The following is a 20,754-nucleotide window of genomic DNA, read 5'->3' on the forward strand; positions in this document are numbered from 1 at the left end:
GTAAGTGCTGAGCGGTGACAAACTGACGTCCAGTATGAATAGAAGGTTCCCGTTTTCGAATGAATAAGGTCATAAAAGATCTGCGCTTAAAAGAAGTACGCAGATCTTAACAGATAACACGCGCCTTTTGCGACACCCTCACTTGACCGGGAAGGCTCACTTTGACTACGCCCCCCTAACATCTGCATCGTACCCAGCTGATTGAGCACGACCTCCGTGCTGCATCGGTCCTGACCGCTGGTCTTATCAAGCCATTTACGGGTACGCAACTGGCCTTCAATATATACCTGGCTGCCTTTTTTCAAATATTCACCAACAATTTCGGCCAGTTTGCCGAAAATGACCACCCGATGCCATTCGGTACGCTCTTTCTGCTCACCCGTTTGTCTGTCCCGCCAGGTTTCCGATGTTGCCAGTGACAATACCGCCACTGCATCACCCTCTGACCGATAGCGCACTTCAGGTTCTTGTCCCAAACGCCCAATAAGTATCACTTTATTCACGCCGCGTGAAGCCATGTAACTTCCCTTTCAAAATGTAGATGAAAAAAATTCCCCGAAAAAATGCACTCCGGAGAGACTTCAGGGGCAGTCAAAATGAATTCTCTGCATAATGCTTTTGCGAAGACTTATTCTGTACAGGCGGCACGGATTCAGGTTTTTCAGCTTTATAAACCGTCTCTGACCCGATTTTGATCCAATCGATTTTAATCAACCGCGCTCTTAAACTGACACGCTGTTCACCAACATGCTCACCTTTGTTCAACGTAAAAATCCCAGTAGATGGCTGACTTAATGTGAAACCCAGTAAGACTTTTTTGTCTTCATCAACCGCTTTATGGCAGCGGCTGATTAAGTCACTGTTTTCCTTACCGGCAACCGTGACATCAAAGCGAACATAAGACGGATTTTCTGTTGGCCCACTCAATGCATTGATGACCGCGCTGAAAAAACTGCCATTCTGACCATTCACCTTGCGGACATTACTGAGATACCCTAATCCATTGATATTCAGGTTGAAGAATTTGTTTTCCGTGGCATGAGTTGTCGACATGATGTGTTATCTCCATAGAGTGAAAAAAAGAAACGACGGAGAACACATCACCCCCTGACGGGAAATGATATTTCCCGCCGGAAGCCAGAATCAGGCATTGGCTGTCTGGAAGTTAAAATGTACCTTCATCACAGATAACCATTATCTATGATACCCGTTTTCAAAGGATAAACGGGTGTACTACCCAAAGGCGCCACTTTTCAGGTTACTGTGGCATTTAAAACAGGTCACTCGAAAGCGTCAGTCTCAGACCTTTCTGACATTAAGAGCAGTCACCCGAAAGCGTTCCTCTCAGACTACGAGAACATTGGCGGTTGCTAAAAAACAACACATTAACCGGCTTATTCTTAAATCAGATGACCACACCGTCAACGGTGAAAATAATTTTGCGAATATAAATAAAAAAACGCGGTCCGAAGACAACACTCACCAAATCTCCCGTCCAAATGCATAAAAATGGACTCACCTTGTCATTGCTGGTTTCTTCAACACTTTCTTACGCTTGGTAGTCCTGGTTTTTCTTTCTCCATCGGCAGTACTCACTATCCCGTTACATTCCGGGTATTTTATACATCCCCAGAAAATACCGTTTTTTCCCTGGCGTTGACGCGTCACTCCTCCACACACCGGACAAGGCAATGAGGGCGGCGGCGTGATAACAACCTTCTGCGCTTGAACCTGCTCCACTAAATATTGAGTCCATTGGACCTGACGGTCCATAAAATCCGACAGCGTTGCCTGCCCCTGAGCAATATCATCCAATGCCTGTTCCCACAAGGCAGTTAATCCAGGGTTGGTCAACGCTGTAGGCAACGCGGCTATCAACTCGCTGTCAATCTGTGTAGCGTGGATACACTTGCCCTTTTTCGTCAGATAACCCCGTTTAAACAACGTATCCAGTACCCCTGCCCGAGTAGCCTCCGTTCCCAACCCCGCATTTTCCTTCAATACCTTTTTAAGTTGTGGGTCACTGACAAAAGCAGCAGCATTTTTCATCGCCGCAATCAATGTGCCCTCCGTGAAGTGAGCAGGTGGCTGAGTTTGCGACATTCGTAAAGTAGCCTCATTAACCTGACATTGGCTGCCTTTAACCATTGATGGCAAACTTTCTCCCAAAGAATCGTCTTTCCCGATGGATGCCGATTCATCTTTACCCGTTGAAAACAATACCTTCCAGCCAGGAACAATCACTGCATTTCCCCGGGTACGAAACAATTGGCCACCAATGTCGAAAGTCGCTTCGGTTATATCCATTTCATGCAGAGGAAGGAACTGTACTAAATAATGCTGACGTATCAGCTGATACACTTTACGCTCATCATCAGTCATCTTATTCATATCACAGGGCTGTTTTGTCGGAATGATACCGTGGTGCGCCGTAATTTTTTTGTCATTCCAAATACGCGAAATCAACCTTCTGTCCAGACTATCTACCACCATCCGCATAGCAGGATCACTTTTGACCACAGCATCCAATACTTGCGGAATTTCCGCCTGCATGGCCGTAGGCAGATAACCACAATCTGTACGAGGATAGGTCATAGCTTTATGCGTCTCATACAAATTCTGGGCAATATTCAGTACCTGCTGAGCCCCCATGCCCCATTTCTTTGAGCACAGCTGTTGCAAACTACCAAGATCAAATGCCAACGGAGCCGCATGCTTTTCCCGTTTAGTATTGATTTCCAATACCGTAGCCACACCAGCTTGTTGACATAACTGAACTACCGCCTGCGCTACATGCTGATGAATACAACGTTTTTCTTCATCACAATAGGTCGCAGCGGGCACCCAATCCGCCCGGAAAATTCGTCCGTCACACTGAAGGTCAGCCACCACCTGCCAATAAGGTTTAGCCGTAAAGGCGATAATCTCCTGATCTCGAAAAACAACCAATGCCAAAGTTGGCGTCTGAACACGTCCAATAGACAAAATGTCACTATATCCGCATTCACGGACTTTCACGGTATAGAGTCGGGTAAAATTCATGCCGATGAGCCAATCTGCTCTGGCCCGCCCTAACCCCGCCAAGTATAACGATGCCGTTCGTTCACCGGGCAAAATATTAGCAAGCGCCGCACGAATACTCACCTCATCCAGAGCAGACAGCCATAAGCGAGATATCTGTCCCTGAAACTGGCAATAATCCAGTAACTCCCGGGCAATCACTTCTCCCTCCCTGTCAGCATCAGTGGCAATCACCACTTCGTCTGCTTGTTTCAACAGACGATTGATAACAGCAAATTGGTCAGCCGTCTCCTTTTTGACTACCATTTGCCAAGACGTCGGCAATATCGGCAATACCGATGCCCGCCAGGGAGCACCATATTGTTCACCGTAAACTTCTGGACTGGCAGTTTCCAGTAAATGTCCAACTGCCCAAGTTATTATCACCCCCGGCCCAGTTAAATATCCCTGCCCACGCTTTGTTGCACCTAATACCGCCGCAATATCCCGTCCCTGAGACGGTTTTTCACACAGAAACAGTTTCATCGCTTATTTCTGCTTTACCGTACTTTTTAATGCAGGAGAAAAAACAGAACGTTTTTCACCCCGCATAACACCCTCATCCGGTAGCCCCAAACGGGTAATAGCTTCCCTGCCAGCAGAGGTTTGGGAAAGGATATCGTCACGAGTAACCGCAAAACTACGGTACGGCTGGACAGCGCCGTAGATTTGGCGTACCCAGTGCCCCCTTTTTTTAAAAATCCGTCACATTGCTGACGGGAAATCAGCGCATAATGGTGCGCCTGCAAGGCTTTCATCACCAGTTGATCGTAACCCACTAATAGCCAAACACAGCGGTAACCCAAAGGAGTGCGACTGTAGACACCAATATTGAGCGGGGCGATAGAGGCAATATCAGATAAATGGATCTGAGCAGGTACCCCCGAGAGTGTAGCCTCCAGTTCCGCTAACGCCGCCTGCATCTGGTCATGAGCAGAGGCGAGCTTAGTTTCCAGTGCCAACATCGCCATATCGGCATACGGATTATCTATCAGGGAATCATGGCTAATCCGACCAGCTAGTAAGAAAAATCGCGGCATGCTAATAATCACCGGTTTATTCTTTTTGCTGCTTTCATTCCGGCGCCCATTCCACAGGCTGATAGCGTAATGAGTATGCAACTCAATGGTAAGTGAGGAATGCAGTGCGCCTGAACGAACAGCATGTGTCTCTTTAGTTTCAGTCATGGTACATTCTCTCTGTGACATTAAGGATATCACTGAGATAGTTGCGTTATCAGGCTGTGACCACAATTCAAAACTCTTTTTTGCTCACCCCAAAAACCTGATTAGCATCCCATAACCCTAATGATTAGACTCTAATCACTGTTTTTATCTATTTGATGACATTTAAAAATACCCATATTCCTCGGAACGCTTGACTCTACAACCCCTTTAAGACTCATCCAAAATGGCCCTATTTATCTTTTCATAAAATCCTACCGGATTTCAGCAATCACTTTTTTCATTACGGCAGGATTGGCCTTTCTTCGCTCCTCTGGCGCAGAAAAAATTTCTTTCTGGCGGCGGGCAGGTATAGTTTGCTTTGCACCAAGATTTTCCACTTTGTTCGCTATGCCAGGATCGCGTAACTCCCCCTGCCTGGCACGCTTCATCAGTATCAACAAGTACCCCACCGGGTTTTTTAACGAACCGCTTTCCAATGGAGCTCGCAGACTATCCAACACCAAATGCCTCTGATCAGGCGGAAGTGCCTGGAATTGTTCCGTCAGCATTCTGGTGTCGTCATCAGAGAGCTGATTTCTTAACGCTACAGGCAACAAATGCTCAACAATCGGGTTATCACCATCCGATGTTGCTACGTACGTATTTTTATTCACACTGTGTGTGAAATGACGTACGTAACCGTTCGATTGCCGAACTCTGTCATAATCCGTTGATTTTAGACTGAGTTCGGTTGCCGAATTCGGATTACTGTCCCCTGTTTTTGTATTGAATTCGGTTTCCGAACTCAGTCTGTGCTGACCTTTTGGATTAAGTTCGGTTACCGAACCTGGCTGACTTATTGCTTGCAACACCGCCATTTGTTGCGGCGTTTGTACCTGACCTAACCGATTTTCCAGTAAAGCAATGCGGGAGCGGCGATGGCGCATCATCGGATCATCTTTAACTTCCATCAATACTGACCAGGCAGTCTGGCTAATCACCCGGTTTTTGTGACGACACGCCTCCCCCACCGTGTCCAGCCAGTTAGGATCAAGCGCTTCAGCATCATGAAACATCAAAGGTTCATCATGCTGAGCATAGATGTTTCCTTTCACACGCCCCTTGTCATCCCTGACTCGTTTGCACAAACTCAACCAACCGGTTATTCGCAACATCAGTAATACTCGGCTGACGGTTTCCCGTGACGCCTTACCACTGTGCGGAGAAGCCAATTGCAGTTGCAGTTCATCATAGGTAGGAAAGACTGCCCCTGCATTTTGTTGTGCATACAGGCGTATCATTATCCAGGCCATCTTATCGAGTGGAGACAATCGGGTATCCAGGATTAACTGACGGGGAATGGCATCATGCACATTCCCCAGATACAACAACCCACTGCGCAACTGTTTTTTCTCATCATCCTCGCTTTGCGCTGCCAGCCGTACGTTCATTTGTTCTAGCGTGAAAGCAATGAGGCTATCAGAGGACAAAGGGGCTTTCCGTGCGTTATTTCCAGATTTCATTGTTGTACCGCTCATGTGTCATCATTTCCCAATCTCGTCCTCCGTTACGACTCAACAACCGCCAAAACATGCCAATATCGATTTTTAAGCAACGATAAGAAACCTTACCTTTGCCTTTCGCTCTGATCCGAGTGTAATTTTTGCTACCCTGCCGATAACGTTTCAATTGTTCTACCGCTTTCCTTCTATAGATAAGCGGTACAGAACAGGGGGCCAACAAACCCTGAGTGATCTCTGTCTTTTTCACCTGTCTTGCCGTCCCTGGCCAACCTCAGGTTTCACCGTGTTCTTTTCGTCTTCAATCCAACCACGTACAGCATTCCAGACTGCCGTCAGTGACACAGCCAGCTGTTCAGCAGCCTGCATCATCACATCCAGCCCATCTGCACTATCCAGATCAGTGACATGCGTTTTCCATAGTCGCCAAACCTCCGCACTTTCTTTATCTGCCAGCATAAGACATCGCCCCTGGCGAGCTTCAATGCCTAACATACGACGACGGGAACTCACCTCAACAGAAGTCAATCCAAAGTAGTGTTGCATCAATTCAATTGAGCCCCCCAACATCAGAGCCTGATCAAGACGTTGCAGACGTTTTTGTTCACGCCGGGCTTGTTGCAGCATTAACGCAAAATTTTCATGATGGATACGAAGCGTAAGGACTGACACCGGACTATTCATCAGATAATGCAAGTCTTCCACAGTCAGGCTGTGTAGCATCCGCATTTCTTCGTCCATCAAACCCAGTGCTTCACAGCGACGGAGATAACCCGACTTCAACTCCATGACCAGTTGAGTTAACAAAGCGTTGGCTACCTGGGATATCTGGCTCATAAGGCACCTCTCTCAATGCAATACGATACGATACGTCTGAACAACGGAACACATAAGATCTGAACTTACTAACCACGACGGCCTCCGATAATACGTCTGACCTGTTCCCAATGCTCTGCAACTTCCTGACATCCAACACACAGCCGTACCTCCGACAAAATCTGTCGACGTTGCTCGTCAATCCGATTACCACATCCTTCACAATATTTCAGTGATACCCTACCGGTATGCATTTCCCGCCGAACAGCCGCTATCCGCTCCTCCAGCCACATCGCGGTAACAGCCTGAGCCGTTGTGTCATCAATATCATCAGACATTGCAATCTCCCTCCGTTGAAACGATTGACAACTCGCGTTGCAGTTCACGTAACCGGCGCAGCACCCGAATAAGACGCATAAATTTCACTACCGCCACATCAGACAATACTGGTGCATCCTTGTCAGACCCTATAAACCAGGTTCCCAACATGTCCATATCTGATTCACCGTTATTGTCACTATTCCCTGTTAACGACAACAGAACCTGAACAAAACGTGATGCCGTATGGGAATAAGCTAATCGATAACCCACTTCACAAGCTGTATCTTTAGCTTCCTCAAGCTCATCCGCGCCCCCCATTTCTTCGGCTAACTCGAATGCCAAACGAAACGCCATATCTTGTAAATGCTCAATATCATCTCGTACCGGTGAGATAGACCAGATATCACTGACCGGCTCTAGACCAGTCTGTGCAAAACTCAATCCATCAGATGGCGCAGGCTCTGTTAATAATGAAGTTTGTGGTGGTGTTGGAAGACAGTGATTAAATCCACTTAACGTAGAGGGAATTGTCTGCGATAAAGGTGCTGACATTAAAGACGCAATATCTTCCTTATCCTGTATTGTCGATAACTCACTGGATAACGTTGGCCGAGTTTCATATACATCAGGTTGAACTTCAACTTTGGGCGGACAAGCTTCACATTCCTCTGTCTTTTCATCTTCCAGACATTCGATAACCTCCCCATGCGACTCAGACTCCCCTGCCGAAACACAAGCAGCGCTTTTAGTCACAGGCGGTACCGACTTTTCAGACACTTCAGCGGCTTGTATATCCGCATCGCGCAAATGTTCAGCAATAGGAGGGGGCTCACCAAATAACTGACGACGGTTTCGTTCTTTCGGATCGAGTTCCAATAACCAACGATCATAATTAAGGGCAGGATGTGGCAAAGCTTTTATTAATTCCCCAATCAGTTCATCCCGTAACATGTCAAAAGAATAGACTTCAGGATTATCAAAGCGCTGACACACCTCACCAAAAACTGAATCGAAGTCCTTCTCACACGATGCCTCTGAAGAAAAACTATTCCAGGTTTTTTGAGCATCAATGCGTAAAGACAATATGTTTACTGCTTGTGGACGCCCCATACCAGATATCAACAAATTGGGCATATGAGGATATAAATATTGCACCGTGTTATGCATCTGACTGATGCTGGTTTGTGATATTGGAAGCCCTTCTTGTTTTAGTAAGTCTGTTAATTCTCGTTGCGAGATAGGTCTTCCCAGACATTTCTCATGCATAGAACTTGCTTTGCAAACACCCAGGGCTTTCTCTATAAACGTTAAATCCCCCCGAACATCATTTTCTGCCAGATGCCCGATGACGCACTGCAACCGACCTGGCCAAGGTTTAAACAAACAAGGGATTCGAAAAAAACGTTCCTCACCCGTTTCTTTCCATAATTCACATAGGATTTGGTAACGGGTATTGCCTCCATCACTGAAAATGTAAACATTTCCACTCTCTTCTGGATCTCGCGTCACTTTCGGTACAGAATCCAGTCCTCTGGCACGAACAGAAGCCTTAATATCGTCGAAACGGGGATTACGACTGAGGCGAGGGTTATCCGGGTTTGGCTGTAACTCATCTAGCGTTAATACCATTGGCATTTCTGCTATAGGCAAAACAACAGTACCAGTGAGTGATTGTGGTGTTTTGCCACGTTGAAGTATTGCGTCACTTAGAGAGGTTTTATACTTACTCATCTATTTCCCCTTTCAGCACCAAGATCATAATACTTCTCAGTAAGATCACTAAACCGGGTACAGGTGCCATCAAACTGGATCTTGACTGTTCCAATCGATCCTTGGCGATGTTTACCAATAATGATTTCTGCTACCCCAATATCCGATGTATTGGCGTCATACACTTCATCTCGGTAAACAAACAAGATCAGATCAGCATCTTGCTCTAGCGCTCCCGATTCCCGTAAGTCCCCGTTATTAGGGCGTTTATCTGCACGTTGCTCTAGTTGACGATTAAGTTGTGAAAGCGCAAGTACTGGGCAACCCAATTCTTTACCCAGCGCTTTCAAGCTACGGGAAATTTCTGCAATTTCCTGCGTTCGGTTTTCCTGCTCCGGGCTTCGGATAAGTTGCAGATAATCCACCATAATCAATGAAGGTCGACCGTATTTGCGCACATTTCTGCGGGCACGTGCGCGTAATAAAGCCGGGGTCTGATAACTGCTGTCATCAATTATCAACCGATTTTCCCACTGAATTAATGTCTCCATTGCTCTGCTGAGCCGTGCCCAATCTTCATCATCCATTAATCCACTACGCAGACGTTCAAGCGGAACACGTTCCAACATGGACACCATACGCATCAATAATTGATCCATCGGCATTTCCAGACTAAAAATCTGAACAACAGCATCAGGGGCACTCTCCAGTGCGCCCAGACAGAAAGCCAGTGCCAGTGAGGTTTTCCCCATAGAAGGCCGACCGGCCAGCAGGATAAGGTCACCCGGCTGAAGACCACAGGTTTTGGTATCCAGTTCACTAAAGCCTGTCGGGGTACCCGTTATCCCATTGCCTCCATTGGCCTGCTCTAATTTTTCAATCAGCAAACCCAGCCCTTCTTTCAAGCTAATATCTTGATGCGCAGCTCTCTGCTCAGACAGCGTATATAAACGCTGCTCAGCCATTTCAGTAATGTCAGTAAACTCAGCACGGGGATGACTAGCCTGAGCGCTCATCTCATTTCCCAGAGTTATCAATTGACGCAAGCGACTTTTAGCCTGAACAATTTCCGCATAGGCAACAATATTTGCAGCACTCGGTGTGTTTTTGCCGAGTTCGGCTAAATAGGCAAATCCCCCAACCTGTTTTAGTTGCTCCTTTTGTTCCAAACGTTCAGATAGCGTCAGTACATCAACAGGCAAATTGGCCGCAAACATGGTTGCAACGGCACCATAAATCCGTCGGTGAGCGGGCAGGAAAAAATCATCAGCATGTATCAGCGGTATGATTTCATCCCATCGATCATTGTCCAGCATCAGTCCACCGAGAACAGCTTGCTCGGCATCACAAGAATACGGTTGCTCAATGCCATCCGGTAAAGAGAAAGGGTCACGCATTCTTTGCCCCCTTATTCGCAATCAGTGCATCAAACTGTTCATGCCATTCAGGGAACAATTCACAAGCCAGACAATGCATCGTTTGCGCAGCAGCAGGACTTTTACGGGTAGTTTTGTATTCAAGACGGTGAACAGGTTGAGCACGTACATGCCCCAGCTTATAAATATCAAGCAGATCGATGCGGGTTTTCAGCAGTCGATACACTATTCGCCCATCAAGAGAGGTCGTATCGTAACGCTTATGCTCGATAATATGGGCCAGTTCATTCAACGTATCGCGGTCAAGATTAGTCCCCTCAATGCCGTTCGCCAGTATCTGAATTAAAGGTAATCGAATACCGTAACTCTCAAACGGTTGCAGTCGCGTCAACATCCGCAACGATCCCCGCAGAAATTCACGTACATCTGGCAGAATGGGCTTAATCACACCTAACACAAATTCAGTAGCGGTCAGCACAACCAGCTCCGCCATGACGCCAGTAGCTCCCTTTGAATCAATGATGATAGCGTCATACTGGCTGAACAGAGGGTACTGCAATATATTCCTCAGACGCAAACGCCCATCAGGAGCATGAAGCATAGCCGTAGGCAGGAGTTCATCAGGATCATTGGAAATAATGACATCCAAATTATTTATCATTGAACGTGAAATAATCTGGTCTTTCTGACCCAGGTCAACAGTCTGCATAAGAAGCTCATACAAACCAGCTGGGGCTTCGTACTCAAGTGCAAAAATACTACTTGAAGTGGGTTGAGAATAATCAGCGTCAAGAAGGAGAGTTTTGAATCCGGCATCAGCAAGAAAACCGGCTAGATTAGCGGCATGTGTGGATTTACCCTCTCCACCTTTAGGCGAAATTACGGGAAGTATCTTCATTTTGCATACTCGAATTAAAGTAATTCGAAGGATGCAGATAAGTCAGTTTTATGTTACAAAACATCAACATTTCAGCAAGAGGATTCGTAGTACCAGTTATACTTGCATACCTGAACTAGGCTTATTTCTGCCCGATGAAGGGAAAAACCGGGTTAATTTCTGCCGTCATCACAATATTAACGCTATTCCGGCGCGAGTCTATATCCATAATTACCCGAAGGCTGACAGAATAAAGCTTTATGTCAAAGAGGAAACCGCTGGCAGAGACGTTCTGGCTGTTCTAGATAATCGCTATGTTCAGAAGGTTGACCATTATGCGTTTGCACTACCGGTCCTTCAGGCTTATGGAGTCATCGTATCACGTAAGTGGCCTAGTGACTTACCATCAACGGATGATATCCGGGCTTATGCTAGCACCTCTGTTAACAATGAGCTTTTTTACCGGCCGGTAGTCGATCTCAATAAAAGTCAGAGTAGCGTTCACTAAGAAGGAGGAGGAAGAGTTCATCCATACCACGCTTTTTCATCTCCTCCCAGTCCGTAAAAAGTTTACCTATATCTTCGTGTTCATGCTGATTTTTGTGGTAGCGATGACCCTGTGGGATCACCTCGGTGAGGGGAGTGTCGCGAATATGTTGTTTGCCACAGGGGCTTTTGCTGTCGGCAGCATGTTTGTCATGATGGTGCCGGTTTTTCGGGTAAGGAAAAAAATACTTGACTGATGAGAGTCAGTGACATAGTGGGTGTACTTCGGAAGATGTAGTGGAGCAAGAATTTCGGACATCTCACAAGTCTGCTAATCTGATTAATATGAAAGTGAGGTATTAACGTGAAAACAGCCAAGATGCTAATATTCTTCTGAATTGCCCTCTCATTGTTTCCCACGACTCAGCATAAGAGAGATTACCAGCTGCCCCGGGATAGTTCCATCCTGATTAATTTCGTAACTCCACTCACATTGAACCACAATAAGCATCGCAGTGTGGTGATACAAAATCACACCCTCAACATCAGAATAATCGAGCTTATTTTTAAGATAATCCCTAGATGTTTTTATGCACCGTGCAGAGGCACGGTCTTTCAGTGGGTGCGAATCTCGCCCAGCAACTTTCGTTCCAGCCAGTAGCAATTAGAGCAGTCGTGGCGGTAACAAAGCGCGGTGTATTAGGAGGATCATTTTAATGATAATGTATTCCACTAAGGAAAAATTTTTAGAGGAAGAGCTGGACGCAAACTTGGCAATCAAGATAATACTTAACCTATTATTTGCCCTAACATAGGGCATATTTGAGTCGCATAATGCTGAAAAGGCAAAATTATGAAACCAGTAACCAACAATAATTTCTTAAGAAAAATTAATATAAAAGGCTACAAATCTATCTCAGAATGTGGTTTACAAATGGGATGTCTAAATGTACTCATTGGTGCCAATGGTGCTGGGAAATCCAATTTCATCAGTTTTTTTCGCCTAATCGCCGTTGTACTTGATCATCGTTTACAATCTCTTGTTGGCAAAATGGGTGGCCCCGACACATTATTGCATTTTGGTCGTAAAAAAACTGAGTCTATGAGCACTGAGCTTTATTTTGGTCACAATGGTTATAAGTTTGAACTGGAACCCACAAATGATAACCGTATGATGTTCCAACATGAATCACTCTTTTTGGACACCAAAGGGGATTATAATATTGGTGCTGGACACTTTGAATCTCAGATCGTTCAGCATCATAACATTGAGGATTACGCATTACTTACTATGCTCCGATGGAGGGTTTACCATTTCCATGATACGAGTGATAATGCCAGAGTTAAACAAACTCATCGTATTAATGATAATGACTATTTACGGGAAGATGGTGCTAATTTAGCGGCATTCTTATATCGTCTGCAAAAAAATCATATTCTGCATTACAAACGCATTGTCAAAACCATTCAAATGGTTGCACCATTTTTTGGTGATTTTTACTTGCGGCCCACCCCGGATAATACTGATTACATTCAACTCGAATGGACAGAGAAAGAGCAGGATATTCCCTTTAAAGCGAGTGAATTGTCCGATGGTACTTTACGATTTATTTTATTGACTACCGTGTTACTGCAACCCGAAGACTATATGCCAAGTTCAATTATTATTGATGAACCAGAACTTGGACTCCACCCCTATGCTATTAATGTACTGGCTGGTTTGATCAAAAATGCCAGCAGTAAGCACCAACTGATTATTTCTACCCAGTCAGTCGAACTGGTTAATCAATTTGATGCTGATGATTTGATTATCGTTGACAAACAACAAGGGGCATCTACCTTTAAGCGTCTGAATAGTAACTTTCTTTCAGAATGGCTTGAAGACTATAGCCTTGGTGAATTATGGAAGAAAAACTTACTCGGCGGGAGGCCACAGCGATGATCCGTATCAATGTTTTTGTAGAAGGACAAACGGAGGAAACTTTTGTGCGGGATGTGTTAGCTCCCTATTTTGTAGCACAGCAAATCTATCTGACGCCAATATTAGCTCAGACGAGTACCAGTCAGAAAGGCGGTATTACAAGTTATGGTAAGGTAAAATATCAAATTACTCGCTTATGTCGACAAGATCCCAGTGCATTCGTCACAACATTAATTGACTACTATGGCTTGCCTACTAATTTCCCTGATTATAATGAACAACAGGATAATGCAGCTAACGAACGGGTAGTTAAGCTAGAGCAAGCTTTCGCTAATGATATTGGGCAAACTAATTTTATTCCCAATCTGTTATTACATGAATTTGAAGCACTGTTGTTTTGCCAACCTGAAAAATTTGCGGATTGGCTTGATGATAACGCCCCCATTTCAGCATTACAAACCATCAAAGCTCAATTTGATAGCCCTGAAGATATTAATAATAGCCCACAAACTGCACCATCTAAGCGTATTTTGGCGGTAGTGCCCAATTACCATAAGACTTTACATGGCCCACTCATCGCCGGTGATATTGGATTAGATATAATTCGTTCCCAATGCCCACATTTCAATCAGTGGTTAAATAAGCTAACTAACTTGAATTCTGGATAAATTAGTTGAACATTTCTGCGAGTGTAATGAACTCATTTCAACCACTTAAAAGCTGTGCCAAAATTGAGACGTGGGGGGAGGGAGCCTCACACAGATTTCCGATATAATATTAGGTGAAGATGATTTGATCGGTTCGGCACGGATTTGGGATACAATTGCCTTGAATGTGGGCATATGATTACTTATATAACCTCAGTTTTGTTTAAGGGAACCGATAGTTTTCGGATCCGATTTAGCTCACGATCCCCAGCCCTGTTTATGAAGGGATTTAAAGAAATGGCTCTGTATTAAAATACCACTGTGAACTTAATGTCCCATTAATTTAATATAAGATATGTTATACGCACTGCGCCGGTGAGCAAGGGTAACAACCTGAACATGAATGAGCGGCTTAATGCGTATAAATTGGCATTATGTCTTGCGCCCCCGCGGGTCGGCATTGGAGGGTGTGGCGCACAAGGCTGACGCCTTCTGCTCTAACCGACTGAGCCAGTCCCCGACAAAAACCGCGTGCTTCTTTAGCCACGGTGCAACCGTTGGGCAAACAGCCCTGAAGGCAGGTCGGCCTGCGGCCTCCACTGAATTTACCTCCCCCCGCCCCAACCCTGCTGCGACTTGCTGCGCGCGGCTCGCAGTCGCAGGCTCCTTGCTCGTTCCCGTGCTCGCCATCGCCGCCCCGTGCAGCCCCCTGAGGGGGCTTTCCCGGAATCAAGTGGGGTCATGCAAAGCCGTGCCCATCTGAAACCCCGGTGCTCCAGAGCGTCGCAGGGGCACCGCTTGCGGGCTCTGTGCCGCCCGCGCCCGTTGCCGAAAAAGGCGCTACCCTGACAAGGTCACGGCGGGAAAAACGGGCGTTCAGGGGTGAAAAGTGCGTCAGGGGGTTTTGGGTCCGGCGGTGAACGAACATCAGAAAAAACGGGTTGTAACTGACTGAGGGCATTAGGAAAATCGGTGTTTGGCGGTCAGTTTCGCAATGGAATGCGTTGTTGTGGACAATAATGCCCTTAGCATGGGAAGTCTGTTTGGTTCCGAAGATGCTAAACATTTTGAAGGCGCGGGTTCACTGGCTCAAAAAATGGTGCAATCCGGGGCAACACCGGAAGAAATAAACGCAGCCTTAACTCACTACCTCAAAGGACAAGTCCCTGATGGTCAAGACCCAGCAAAAGGTTTGATTATTGCGTGGGGTAACTTCTTTGGCGTTCCGTTGGATGTTGTATTATCAAATGAGCAGATGACGCCATAGAAAGCGGCGGAAATTGTTGCCGGTGGGATACCTAATAGTGAAGCGAAGTTAATACAGTTTGCGGCAGCGAAAATGTATTTGTCTCTAAGTAAATACCAATCAACGGAATTAGTTGGGGGGAAAGGAAGTTCTCCAGCTGATAAGAATATTGCTGGAAATAAGACTACAAAAAATCCTTCTGAAAAATTAGAGTGGAATTCATGGCAACATTATCAAAAAACTACTGTTGATGGACGGCAATACGCCAAAATTGGTGATCGTCTTTACTCACAACATGCTGTGGATAGAATGCAACCTTCCGGTCTCGGCTCACCAGCAGGAACAACTGGAGCTGGTCGAAATGTGACACCTAATATCGTAGACTATGTAATTAAAAATGGTACTCCACAAAATAATGTTGTTAATGGTATTACTCGGACAACATATTGGAATAGTGATATCGGTGTCGTTACTGAGAAAAATGGCAATGTAGTTGTGACAATTCTTCGTAGGAGTGCAAAATGAATGATTGGCTTTACCCTGAAATAATTGAGTGTCTGAAAGGATCTTGTAAGGACTTTCTTGAAGGAAAAATAACAATACAAGATATTCAGTTAGAGATTTATAAAGCAGAAAATCAAGTGGTTGCACTTGAAGAAAAGTGGTTTCGCACAATTTTATTTGATGCAGAGAATGAGATCGAACTATTGACCTATACAGTTGATGAAAAACAGCTGGATGAATCAGTAATATCTATAGTCAAAAACATTTTGAGTAATATAGGATAATTCCAAGTAATTTCGTACCTCTTGAACGGATATCTAGTTCAAGAGGTACGGTTTTTTTGAGATTGTTTGGGCAGCTGTTTTGTTCTACTCAGTCAGTATTAATCCATTGTGATAATACCTTATCCAGTCAATGGAAGTACCGGAAAATTAAATGGTTCAATATTCAGTCCTTCCAGACATTAAAGGTACAAAACAATATTTGGGGGAAAAATGATTAAATACAATCAGAAAATGGTTAGTTTTTTAGATGGATATATCAAGGAAGAGGTTGTAATACCAAAAGCTCTTGCTGAATTCTTAAATCTAGGGTTCACAGTAAGTTCAAATGGTTGTGTATTTTTTTCCTCTATATGCCCTGTAGCTAGTGTGTCAAGCGAAAATAAAATTAATGGTCATACAAATTTCTTTGATAAGACAGAAGAGGAGTGTTTTTATAATGAAATAAGATTAAGTGACTATTTGGAAAGCAATATTATAGATGTTGCTCTAAAATTCGCTTCTCTTATTATTACTAAACTGGAACAAGATCTTCCTTCTTTCAAATTCGAACTTATTCTTGTATTTGATGACTTTGAAGGGAAAATCGATTCTGTTATTAAACTACATATGATGAGAGAAAATGAAGTATCATACGTTGATGTTGACTCTTTAGACGAGTTTATTCAGCCTATACTTGTATTGCAAACCAAATAATCTATTAGACTAAAACCTTACTTAAATTTCCTACTTTAGAACCCAGCCAGCAAGCTGGGATCTAAAGTAGCTGACGAAGGAAAAAGTGGCTTATCAAGCTAAAAAGTTGCGTCGTGGTGTTATTGGCCGGGAGTCAAACCGCACAGGGAAAAACAGGTTATAATTTACTGATTTTATTGATTAAAATTAGGATTACCGTCAGGTGCGTATTACCACGATGGAGATCACTGAGTAACGGCATTTTTCAAGGTAGTTGCCGTTCTGCCGTTAGGGATAAATACCGACAGGAATATGACAAGGCCCAAGAGCGGATAACAACTTGTTCAGAAGCTGACCAGTGCGCAACTGTTGCCAAAGAGCTACGGGCATTGCAAGGTAAGATGACCGGAGCACTACATAACCTCTCACAAAATGCACAGGCCCATACACCAAAAAAACTTTTACCGGGCCTCATGCCCGGCTCTTTACCTTGATATTTAAAAAATGGTCTTCTGATTATTTTAGCTCCTCATTAATGGCCTGCCGAACAATCAACTTCGCGGCCCAACTCGTTAAGTTGATGATTTCATCATTTCCTAAACCAAAAGTATCTTTCAGAATAGTCATAGCCTCTGTACCATATAAAACGGAAATCAACATAATAATCTTATGTATTGTGTCATCTTTAAGCTGACCTTTTAGAGGCGCTAACGCCGTAGAAAGCGTCTCTTTACGGTTACTTTTTTTCTTCAAAACAGGTCGTTTGTCGTTATCTTCATCTGATAAAGATTCCTGCCAGCGTAACTGAGAAATGCGTAAAGCATCCCTCATCAGCGCCTCATTGGCTTCTATTTCTTCATAACCCCATCTTAATAATTTCTCAATATTTTCTTCTGCATTATTGCCCATAGGGGGGACAACGAATGACCCAATAACTTGTTTTACAACATATTCTACAAAATCACTGTGGGTTGAAAAGTAGCTGCGCAATGTGACCTTCGCATATTCAGCTTCACTGGCAATCTCTTCAGGGGACGGAAATTTTTTTTCACGATATAACTTCAGCGCTGAATGAGTGATACGTTCCAGGGTACGACGCCGGACTGGCGACAGATTTTCTTCATCAAACAGAATCATTTAAACCCCTTAAAATTTTAACCATATAGCATTCACAATAAAAAATATCACTAATGATAAAAAATAACTTGCATGTTGTAAAATATTACAATAGGTTTACATTTGTCTTTAAACTAGGTATGCCACATGGGGTGAACACTATGACGCGATTTGTAGTTGTCGTTGGCACAGCAGACACAAAACTGGACGAGCTGGTCTGGTTGAAATGTTGTTTATACCTCGCAGGAGTTGATTCAATCATCATCAATGTATCTACATCAATTCCTGGGAAAAATTATCAGAATAAAAAGGTAGATATTCATTCACTTCAGGTGACTAAGTATCATCCCGTTGGCGCTGATCCCGTTTTTTGCGGCATGCAGAGTAAAGCGATAACAGCGATGCCTATCGCCCTCACGAATTTCCTGAACAGTTCAATCGACGATATCGCGGGGGTGATTGGTATCGGAGGCTCAGGTGAAACGGCGCTGATTACTCCGGCTGCTATGCAAAGCCTGCCGATCGATTTGCCTAAAATCATGGTATCAACTATGGCGTCAGGGAATGTTAGGGACAGCAATATTGCAATGCTTTATACGGTAACCGATCTCAACGGACTCAACCGTATTTCTCGTTCAGTATTGTCTAATGCTGCAAATATGATGACGGGCTCTGTCAATTATTTTACGCCATTGGCTGATATTCATAAACCCGCTTTAGAGTTGACGATGTTTGGTATGACGGCTCCGTGCATTGATCAGACTAACATTAAAGATTATTTGGTTACTGTTCAGATTATTGTCCGCGAATTAAGTTTGATCGTTGAACCTAAATTAATAGGAAATAAAGCGTGGAAGCAATCTAAACGCATTTTTTAATATAAAATCCCTTTAATTAAATTTACTATTTTTTATTCTAATTAAAATAGAAATAAAAAATTATCTTTACTGTTGATCATCAATGAAATAAAAATATCCATGCGAGAATAAGGGTTTTAATGATTTGATATGTCAGATAATCAGAAAGAAATTTTAAAACGGCTCAAGCGAGATCCATTGATGAAACCATCGGCATTAGCCGATATTTTTGGGATTGGACGTTCATGTACTTCAGGGCATAAAGATATTGTTCACTTTGAACAAAGATGTTCAGCTTTAGTCTTGTCCTTAAAATGCACCAATAGTCCAAGCTTATCTCATAATAAAGTGAAAAACTTTTTGGAATCAAAATGAAAATTATTCTGACAGGGTAATAACGCAAAGCATTACTTGCAACAGTAATGGTCATGAATGACAAGGACGTTTTTTAGTAATAGTAATTTGATAAATAACTAGGAATCATGGTCCTGTGTTCATGGACATTGGTAAGAAATTTTTTGCCTATTTGTCTGTTATTAGCCTTTTCATGGCGGTTCTGGCGGGAAAGGTTTTGGTTTTGCTTGCCGGAAATGAACACTGATTCATGCATCCTATTTGAATAGCCACCATAAATCAATTAGGGGAAGTAAACAGAGATGATAACGACTCAAAATGACTGGCATCCGGCAGATATTATTGCAGCATTGCGTAAACGCGGCACAACACTTGCTACATTATCAAGGGAATCGGGGCTAAGTCCATCGACACTATCTAATGCATTAATACGCCGGTGGCCTAAAGGGGAGAGGATTATTGCGGACAGACTAGGAGTACATCCTTCAGAAATTTGGCCCAGTCGATATACTATCCAGTCCTAATTTAAATCCACTATTATTTTTGTGTGTTTAGAGGGGATACTATAAAAAACAGGTTTCATTAAATCAATGATATACATATATCAGTTCTGGCAACTTCTTTATATGAAGTGATCCTTAAAAAGTAGCTAAAGAATGTTTATAACCCTTATCAGGTCTTATTACATTGTCGTGTGATATAAATCAAGAAATTTATCGTACTCTTGTCGCGTATAATGAGGAAAAAGATGTTGATGTTATTAATAATCCAGGGTTGGTTAAAACTCTTTTAAGAATTTATATGAGAAAATTGTAAATATAATTTAAGCGCTACCTTTGAACCTTTATTTATATCTCTGAATCAAGGTCGGTAGCGCTTTCTTTGGTGATGACTCTGATTTATGGATAATGATGGGATAATGATGAATATTCAAATAATCCCACTCCATATGTAAGCGGCGCATTCAGGCCGTATTAACGGTGGCTAAACAATAAGATCGGCCTCCCAAGGGAAGCAGTTCATGTACCCGGTTTACAGGCCAGTGCGCAATATGACTGATGACATGGCGTAGCCAGACCTCAGGATCCACTTTATTTAGCCGGCAGGTACCGATAAAACTGTTCAGAAGGGCTGCTCGTTCGCCACCTTTGTCAGAGCCTGAAAAGAGCCAGATGGTATGACCTTTATATCATCACTTTAATATCGGTGCGTTATTGGAGATCTTTATGTTACACGATATCCCTTCAGCTTATGTCGGCCTGGATATTCACAAAGAATCACTGGCTGTTGTCATCGCCAGCCCCGGATTTAGAAAAACTACTGCCATGGAAAATGATGCTAAGTAAAGTGTAGTTCTCCGGACACTTACGCAACAACGTTCTCTGGCGTGAAGATTGACGCCGAACCCGATTTTTTCTAAGGTACTTGGCCAGTTACAACCCGTTTTTTCCTGTGCGGTTTGATGCCTAGCTCAGACCTGAGCTGATAAAATAGACGTCACACATGGTGTCAATTGTACCAAAATGAAATAGTTATATTCATTTAACGAGAGCGTTCATCATGTATGGGAATATTCAGGGACGGTTTTTTCTTGATCGAAAACTCTATTTTTCAAACGGCATTTAGTTCAATTTTTTTATCCAGAACTCGGATTATACCCGTAATCATTGAAGATGCTTGATTTTATCCGAAATGGAGATCATTATCCTCGCTATGAAAATATTTATTACATCAGAACAAAAAATCAAACTTGAACGTCTTCACGACACCACTCGTGATGGTCAGGTACGAGACAGAATAAAAGCTATCCTTCTGGCTTCT

24 protein-coding genes and 2 pseudogenes are annotated in these 20,754 nt (G+C 43.7%); 13 read left to right on the top strand and 13 right to left on the bottom strand.

Features of this window, described 5'->3' with window-relative positions; genetic code table 11:
• Positions 1–86: 86 nt before the first annotated feature.
• The 11 genes and pseudogenes from ssb to ACGF5R_RS21425 all read right to left on the bottom strand — a co-directional run bounded on the left by ssb (position 87) and on the right by ACGF5R_RS21425 (position 10,867).
• Positions 87–518 carry a single-stranded DNA-binding protein gene (gene ssb, locus ACGF5R_RS21375; RefSeq protein ID WP_387692610.1) on the bottom strand — a complete coding sequence of 144 codons (432 nt, stop codon included), beginning with the start codon at positions 516–518 and terminating at the stop codon, positions 87–89.
• A gap of 73 nt (positions 519–591) precedes the next feature.
• On the bottom strand, positions 592–1,053 hold the full coding sequence (locus ACGF5R_RS21380) for an STY4534 family ICE replication protein (RefSeq protein WP_387692612.1): 462 nt from the start codon (positions 1,051–1,053) through the stop codon (positions 592–594).
• A 462-nt stretch (positions 1,054–1,515) separates the two neighbouring features.
• Positions 1,516–3,546 (bottom strand): DNA topoisomerase III, encoded by a 2,031-nt coding sequence (locus ACGF5R_RS21385; protein WP_387692614.1) that lies wholly within the window; start codon positions 3,544–3,546, stop codon positions 1,516–1,518.
• Between the two features lie 3 nt (positions 3,547–3,549).
• Positions 3,550–4,247 (bottom strand): annotated as a pseudogene (locus ACGF5R_RS21390) (PFL_4669 family integrating conjugative element protein).
• Between the two features lie 251 nt (positions 4,248–4,498).
• On the bottom strand, positions 4,499–5,764 hold the full coding sequence (locus ACGF5R_RS21395; RefSeq protein ID WP_387692616.1) for an STY4528 family pathogenicity island replication protein: 1,266 nt from the start codon (positions 5,762–5,764) through the stop codon (positions 4,499–4,501).
• Entirely contained in the window at positions 5,733–5,996 is a 264-nt protein-coding gene (locus ACGF5R_RS21400; protein ID WP_387692618.1) for a hypothetical protein, read from the bottom strand. The genes ACGF5R_RS21395 and ACGF5R_RS21400 overlap by 32 nt, the downstream gene beginning before the upstream one ends.
• Positions 5,993–6,583: a DUF2857 domain-containing protein gene (locus ACGF5R_RS21405; RefSeq protein ID WP_088374638.1), complete on the bottom strand. Its 591-nt coding sequence runs from the start codon at positions 6,581–6,583 to the stop codon at positions 5,993–5,995. The genes ACGF5R_RS21400 and ACGF5R_RS21405 overlap by 4 nt, the downstream gene beginning before the upstream one ends.
• Before the next feature lie 68 nt (positions 6,584–6,651).
• Positions 6,652–6,900, bottom strand: a complete 249-nt coding sequence (locus tag ACGF5R_RS21410; RefSeq protein ID WP_387692620.1) for a TraR/DksA C4-type zinc finger protein — start codon at positions 6,898–6,900, stop codon at positions 6,652–6,654.
• On the bottom strand, positions 6,893–8,614 hold the full coding sequence (locus tag ACGF5R_RS21415; RefSeq protein WP_387692622.1) for a ParB family protein: 1,722 nt from the start codon (positions 8,612–8,614) through the stop codon (positions 6,893–6,895). The genes ACGF5R_RS21410 and ACGF5R_RS21415 overlap by 8 nt, the downstream gene beginning before the upstream one ends.
• Positions 8,611–9,990: an SPI-7-type island replicative DNA helicase gene (gene dnaB-PI, locus ACGF5R_RS21420; RefSeq protein WP_387692624.1), complete on the bottom strand. Its 1,380-nt coding sequence runs from the start codon at positions 9,988–9,990 to the stop codon at positions 8,611–8,613. The genes ACGF5R_RS21415 and dnaB-PI overlap by 4 nt, the downstream gene beginning before the upstream one ends.
• Positions 9,983–10,867, bottom strand: a complete 885-nt coding sequence (locus ACGF5R_RS21425) for a ParA family protein (RefSeq protein WP_387692626.1) — start codon at positions 10,865–10,867, stop codon at positions 9,983–9,985. Before ACGF5R_RS21425 ends, dnaB-PI begins: the two co-directional genes overlap by 8 nt.
• On the opposite strand from ACGF5R_RS21425, the gene ACGF5R_RS21430 reads away from it, so the two are divergent.
• The 9 genes from ACGF5R_RS21430 to ACGF5R_RS21470 all read left to right on the top strand — a co-directional run bounded on the left by ACGF5R_RS21430 (position 10,773) and on the right by ACGF5R_RS21470 (position 17,100).
• Positions 10,773–11,354, top strand: a complete 582-nt coding sequence (locus ACGF5R_RS21430; RefSeq protein WP_387692654.1) for a hypothetical protein — start codon at positions 10,773–10,775, stop codon at positions 11,352–11,354. The two genes, ACGF5R_RS21425 and ACGF5R_RS21430, sit on opposite strands and share 95 nt — an antisense overlap.
• A 103-nt stretch (positions 11,355–11,457) precedes the next feature.
• Positions 11,458–11,589 carry a hypothetical protein gene (locus ACGF5R_RS21435; RefSeq protein ID WP_387692628.1) on the top strand — a complete coding sequence of 44 codons (132 nt, stop codon included), beginning with the start codon at positions 11,458–11,460 and terminating at the stop codon, positions 11,587–11,589.
• Between the two features lie 596 nt (positions 11,590–12,185).
• Positions 12,186–13,274, top strand: coding sequence for an AAA family ATPase (locus tag ACGF5R_RS21440; RefSeq protein WP_387692630.1), 1,089 nt, complete (start codon positions 12,186–12,188; stop codon positions 13,272–13,274).
• Positions 13,271–13,921, top strand: coding sequence for a DUF4276 family protein (locus ACGF5R_RS21445; protein WP_387692632.1), 651 nt, complete (start codon positions 13,271–13,273; stop codon positions 13,919–13,921). The genes ACGF5R_RS21440 and ACGF5R_RS21445 overlap by 4 nt, the downstream gene beginning before the upstream one ends.
• A 955-nt stretch (positions 13,922–14,876) precedes the next feature.
• On the top strand, positions 14,877–15,167 hold the full coding sequence (locus tag ACGF5R_RS21450; RefSeq protein ID WP_387692634.1) for a hypothetical protein: 291 nt from the start codon (positions 14,877–14,879) through the stop codon (positions 15,165–15,167).
• A 72-nt stretch (positions 15,168–15,239) separates the two neighbouring features.
• Entirely contained in the window at positions 15,240–15,671 is a 432-nt protein-coding gene (locus tag ACGF5R_RS21455) for a hypothetical protein (protein ID WP_387692636.1), read from the top strand.
• The gene (locus tag ACGF5R_RS21460; protein ID WP_387692638.1) at positions 15,668–15,934 is read left to right on the top strand and encodes a hypothetical protein; all 267 of its coding nucleotides are present in this window, start codon (positions 15,668–15,670) and stop codon (positions 15,932–15,934) included. Before ACGF5R_RS21455 ends, ACGF5R_RS21460 begins: the two co-directional genes overlap by 4 nt.
• Positions 15,935–16,144: 210 nt before the next feature.
• Positions 16,145–16,627: a hypothetical protein gene (locus ACGF5R_RS21465; RefSeq protein WP_387692640.1), complete on the top strand. Its 483-nt coding sequence runs from the start codon at positions 16,145–16,147 to the stop codon at positions 16,625–16,627.
• A 122-nt stretch (positions 16,628–16,749) separates the two neighbouring features.
• Positions 16,750–17,100 (top strand): hypothetical protein, encoded by a 351-nt coding sequence (locus ACGF5R_RS21470; RefSeq protein ID WP_387692642.1) that lies wholly within the window; start codon positions 16,750–16,752, stop codon positions 17,098–17,100.
• Positions 17,101–17,122: 22 nt separating this feature from the next.
• Here ACGF5R_RS21470 and ACGF5R_RS21475 read toward each other — a convergent pair whose 3' ends face one another.
• Positions 17,123–17,743, bottom strand: a complete 621-nt coding sequence (locus ACGF5R_RS21475) for a TetR/AcrR family transcriptional regulator (protein WP_387692644.1) — start codon at positions 17,741–17,743, stop codon at positions 17,123–17,125.
• A gap of 140 nt (positions 17,744–17,883) precedes the next feature.
• Here ACGF5R_RS21475 and ACGF5R_RS21480 point away from each other — a divergent pair, with 140 nt between their 5' ends.
• From ACGF5R_RS21480 to ACGF5R_RS21490, 3 genes are all read left to right on the top strand, one after another.
• Positions 17,884–18,600, top strand: coding sequence for a Tm-1-like ATP-binding domain-containing protein (locus tag ACGF5R_RS21480; protein WP_387692646.1), 717 nt, complete (start codon positions 17,884–17,886; stop codon positions 18,598–18,600).
• Between the two features lie 129 nt (positions 18,601–18,729).
• Positions 18,730–18,954 carry a hypothetical protein gene (locus ACGF5R_RS21485; protein WP_387692648.1) on the top strand — a complete coding sequence of 75 codons (225 nt, stop codon included), beginning with the start codon at positions 18,730–18,732 and terminating at the stop codon, positions 18,952–18,954.
• Between the two features lie 281 nt (positions 18,955–19,235).
• Complete coding sequence (locus ACGF5R_RS21490) at positions 19,236–19,457, top strand: helix-turn-helix domain-containing protein (RefSeq protein ID WP_387692650.1); 222 nt, start codon at positions 19,236–19,238, stop codon at positions 19,455–19,457.
• Between the two features lie 440 nt (positions 19,458–19,897).
• Here ACGF5R_RS21490 and ACGF5R_RS21495 read toward each other — a convergent pair whose 3' ends face one another.
• A complete protein-coding gene (locus tag ACGF5R_RS21495; protein ID WP_387692652.1) occupies positions 19,898–20,107 on the bottom strand; it encodes a transposase domain-containing protein in 210 nt (69 codons plus the stop codon).
• Between the two features lie 539 nt (positions 20,108–20,646).
• Here ACGF5R_RS21495 and ACGF5R_RS21500 point away from each other — a divergent pair.
• A pseudogene (locus ACGF5R_RS21500) lies at positions 20,647–20,754 on the top strand (IS630 family transposase); the annotation flags it as partial.

Origin of the sequence: Photorhabdus sp. RM71S (assembly GCF_042879355.1) — a bacterium.
Classification (GTDB): domain Bacteria; phylum Pseudomonadota; class Gammaproteobacteria; order Enterobacterales; family Enterobacteriaceae; genus Photorhabdus; species Photorhabdus kayaii.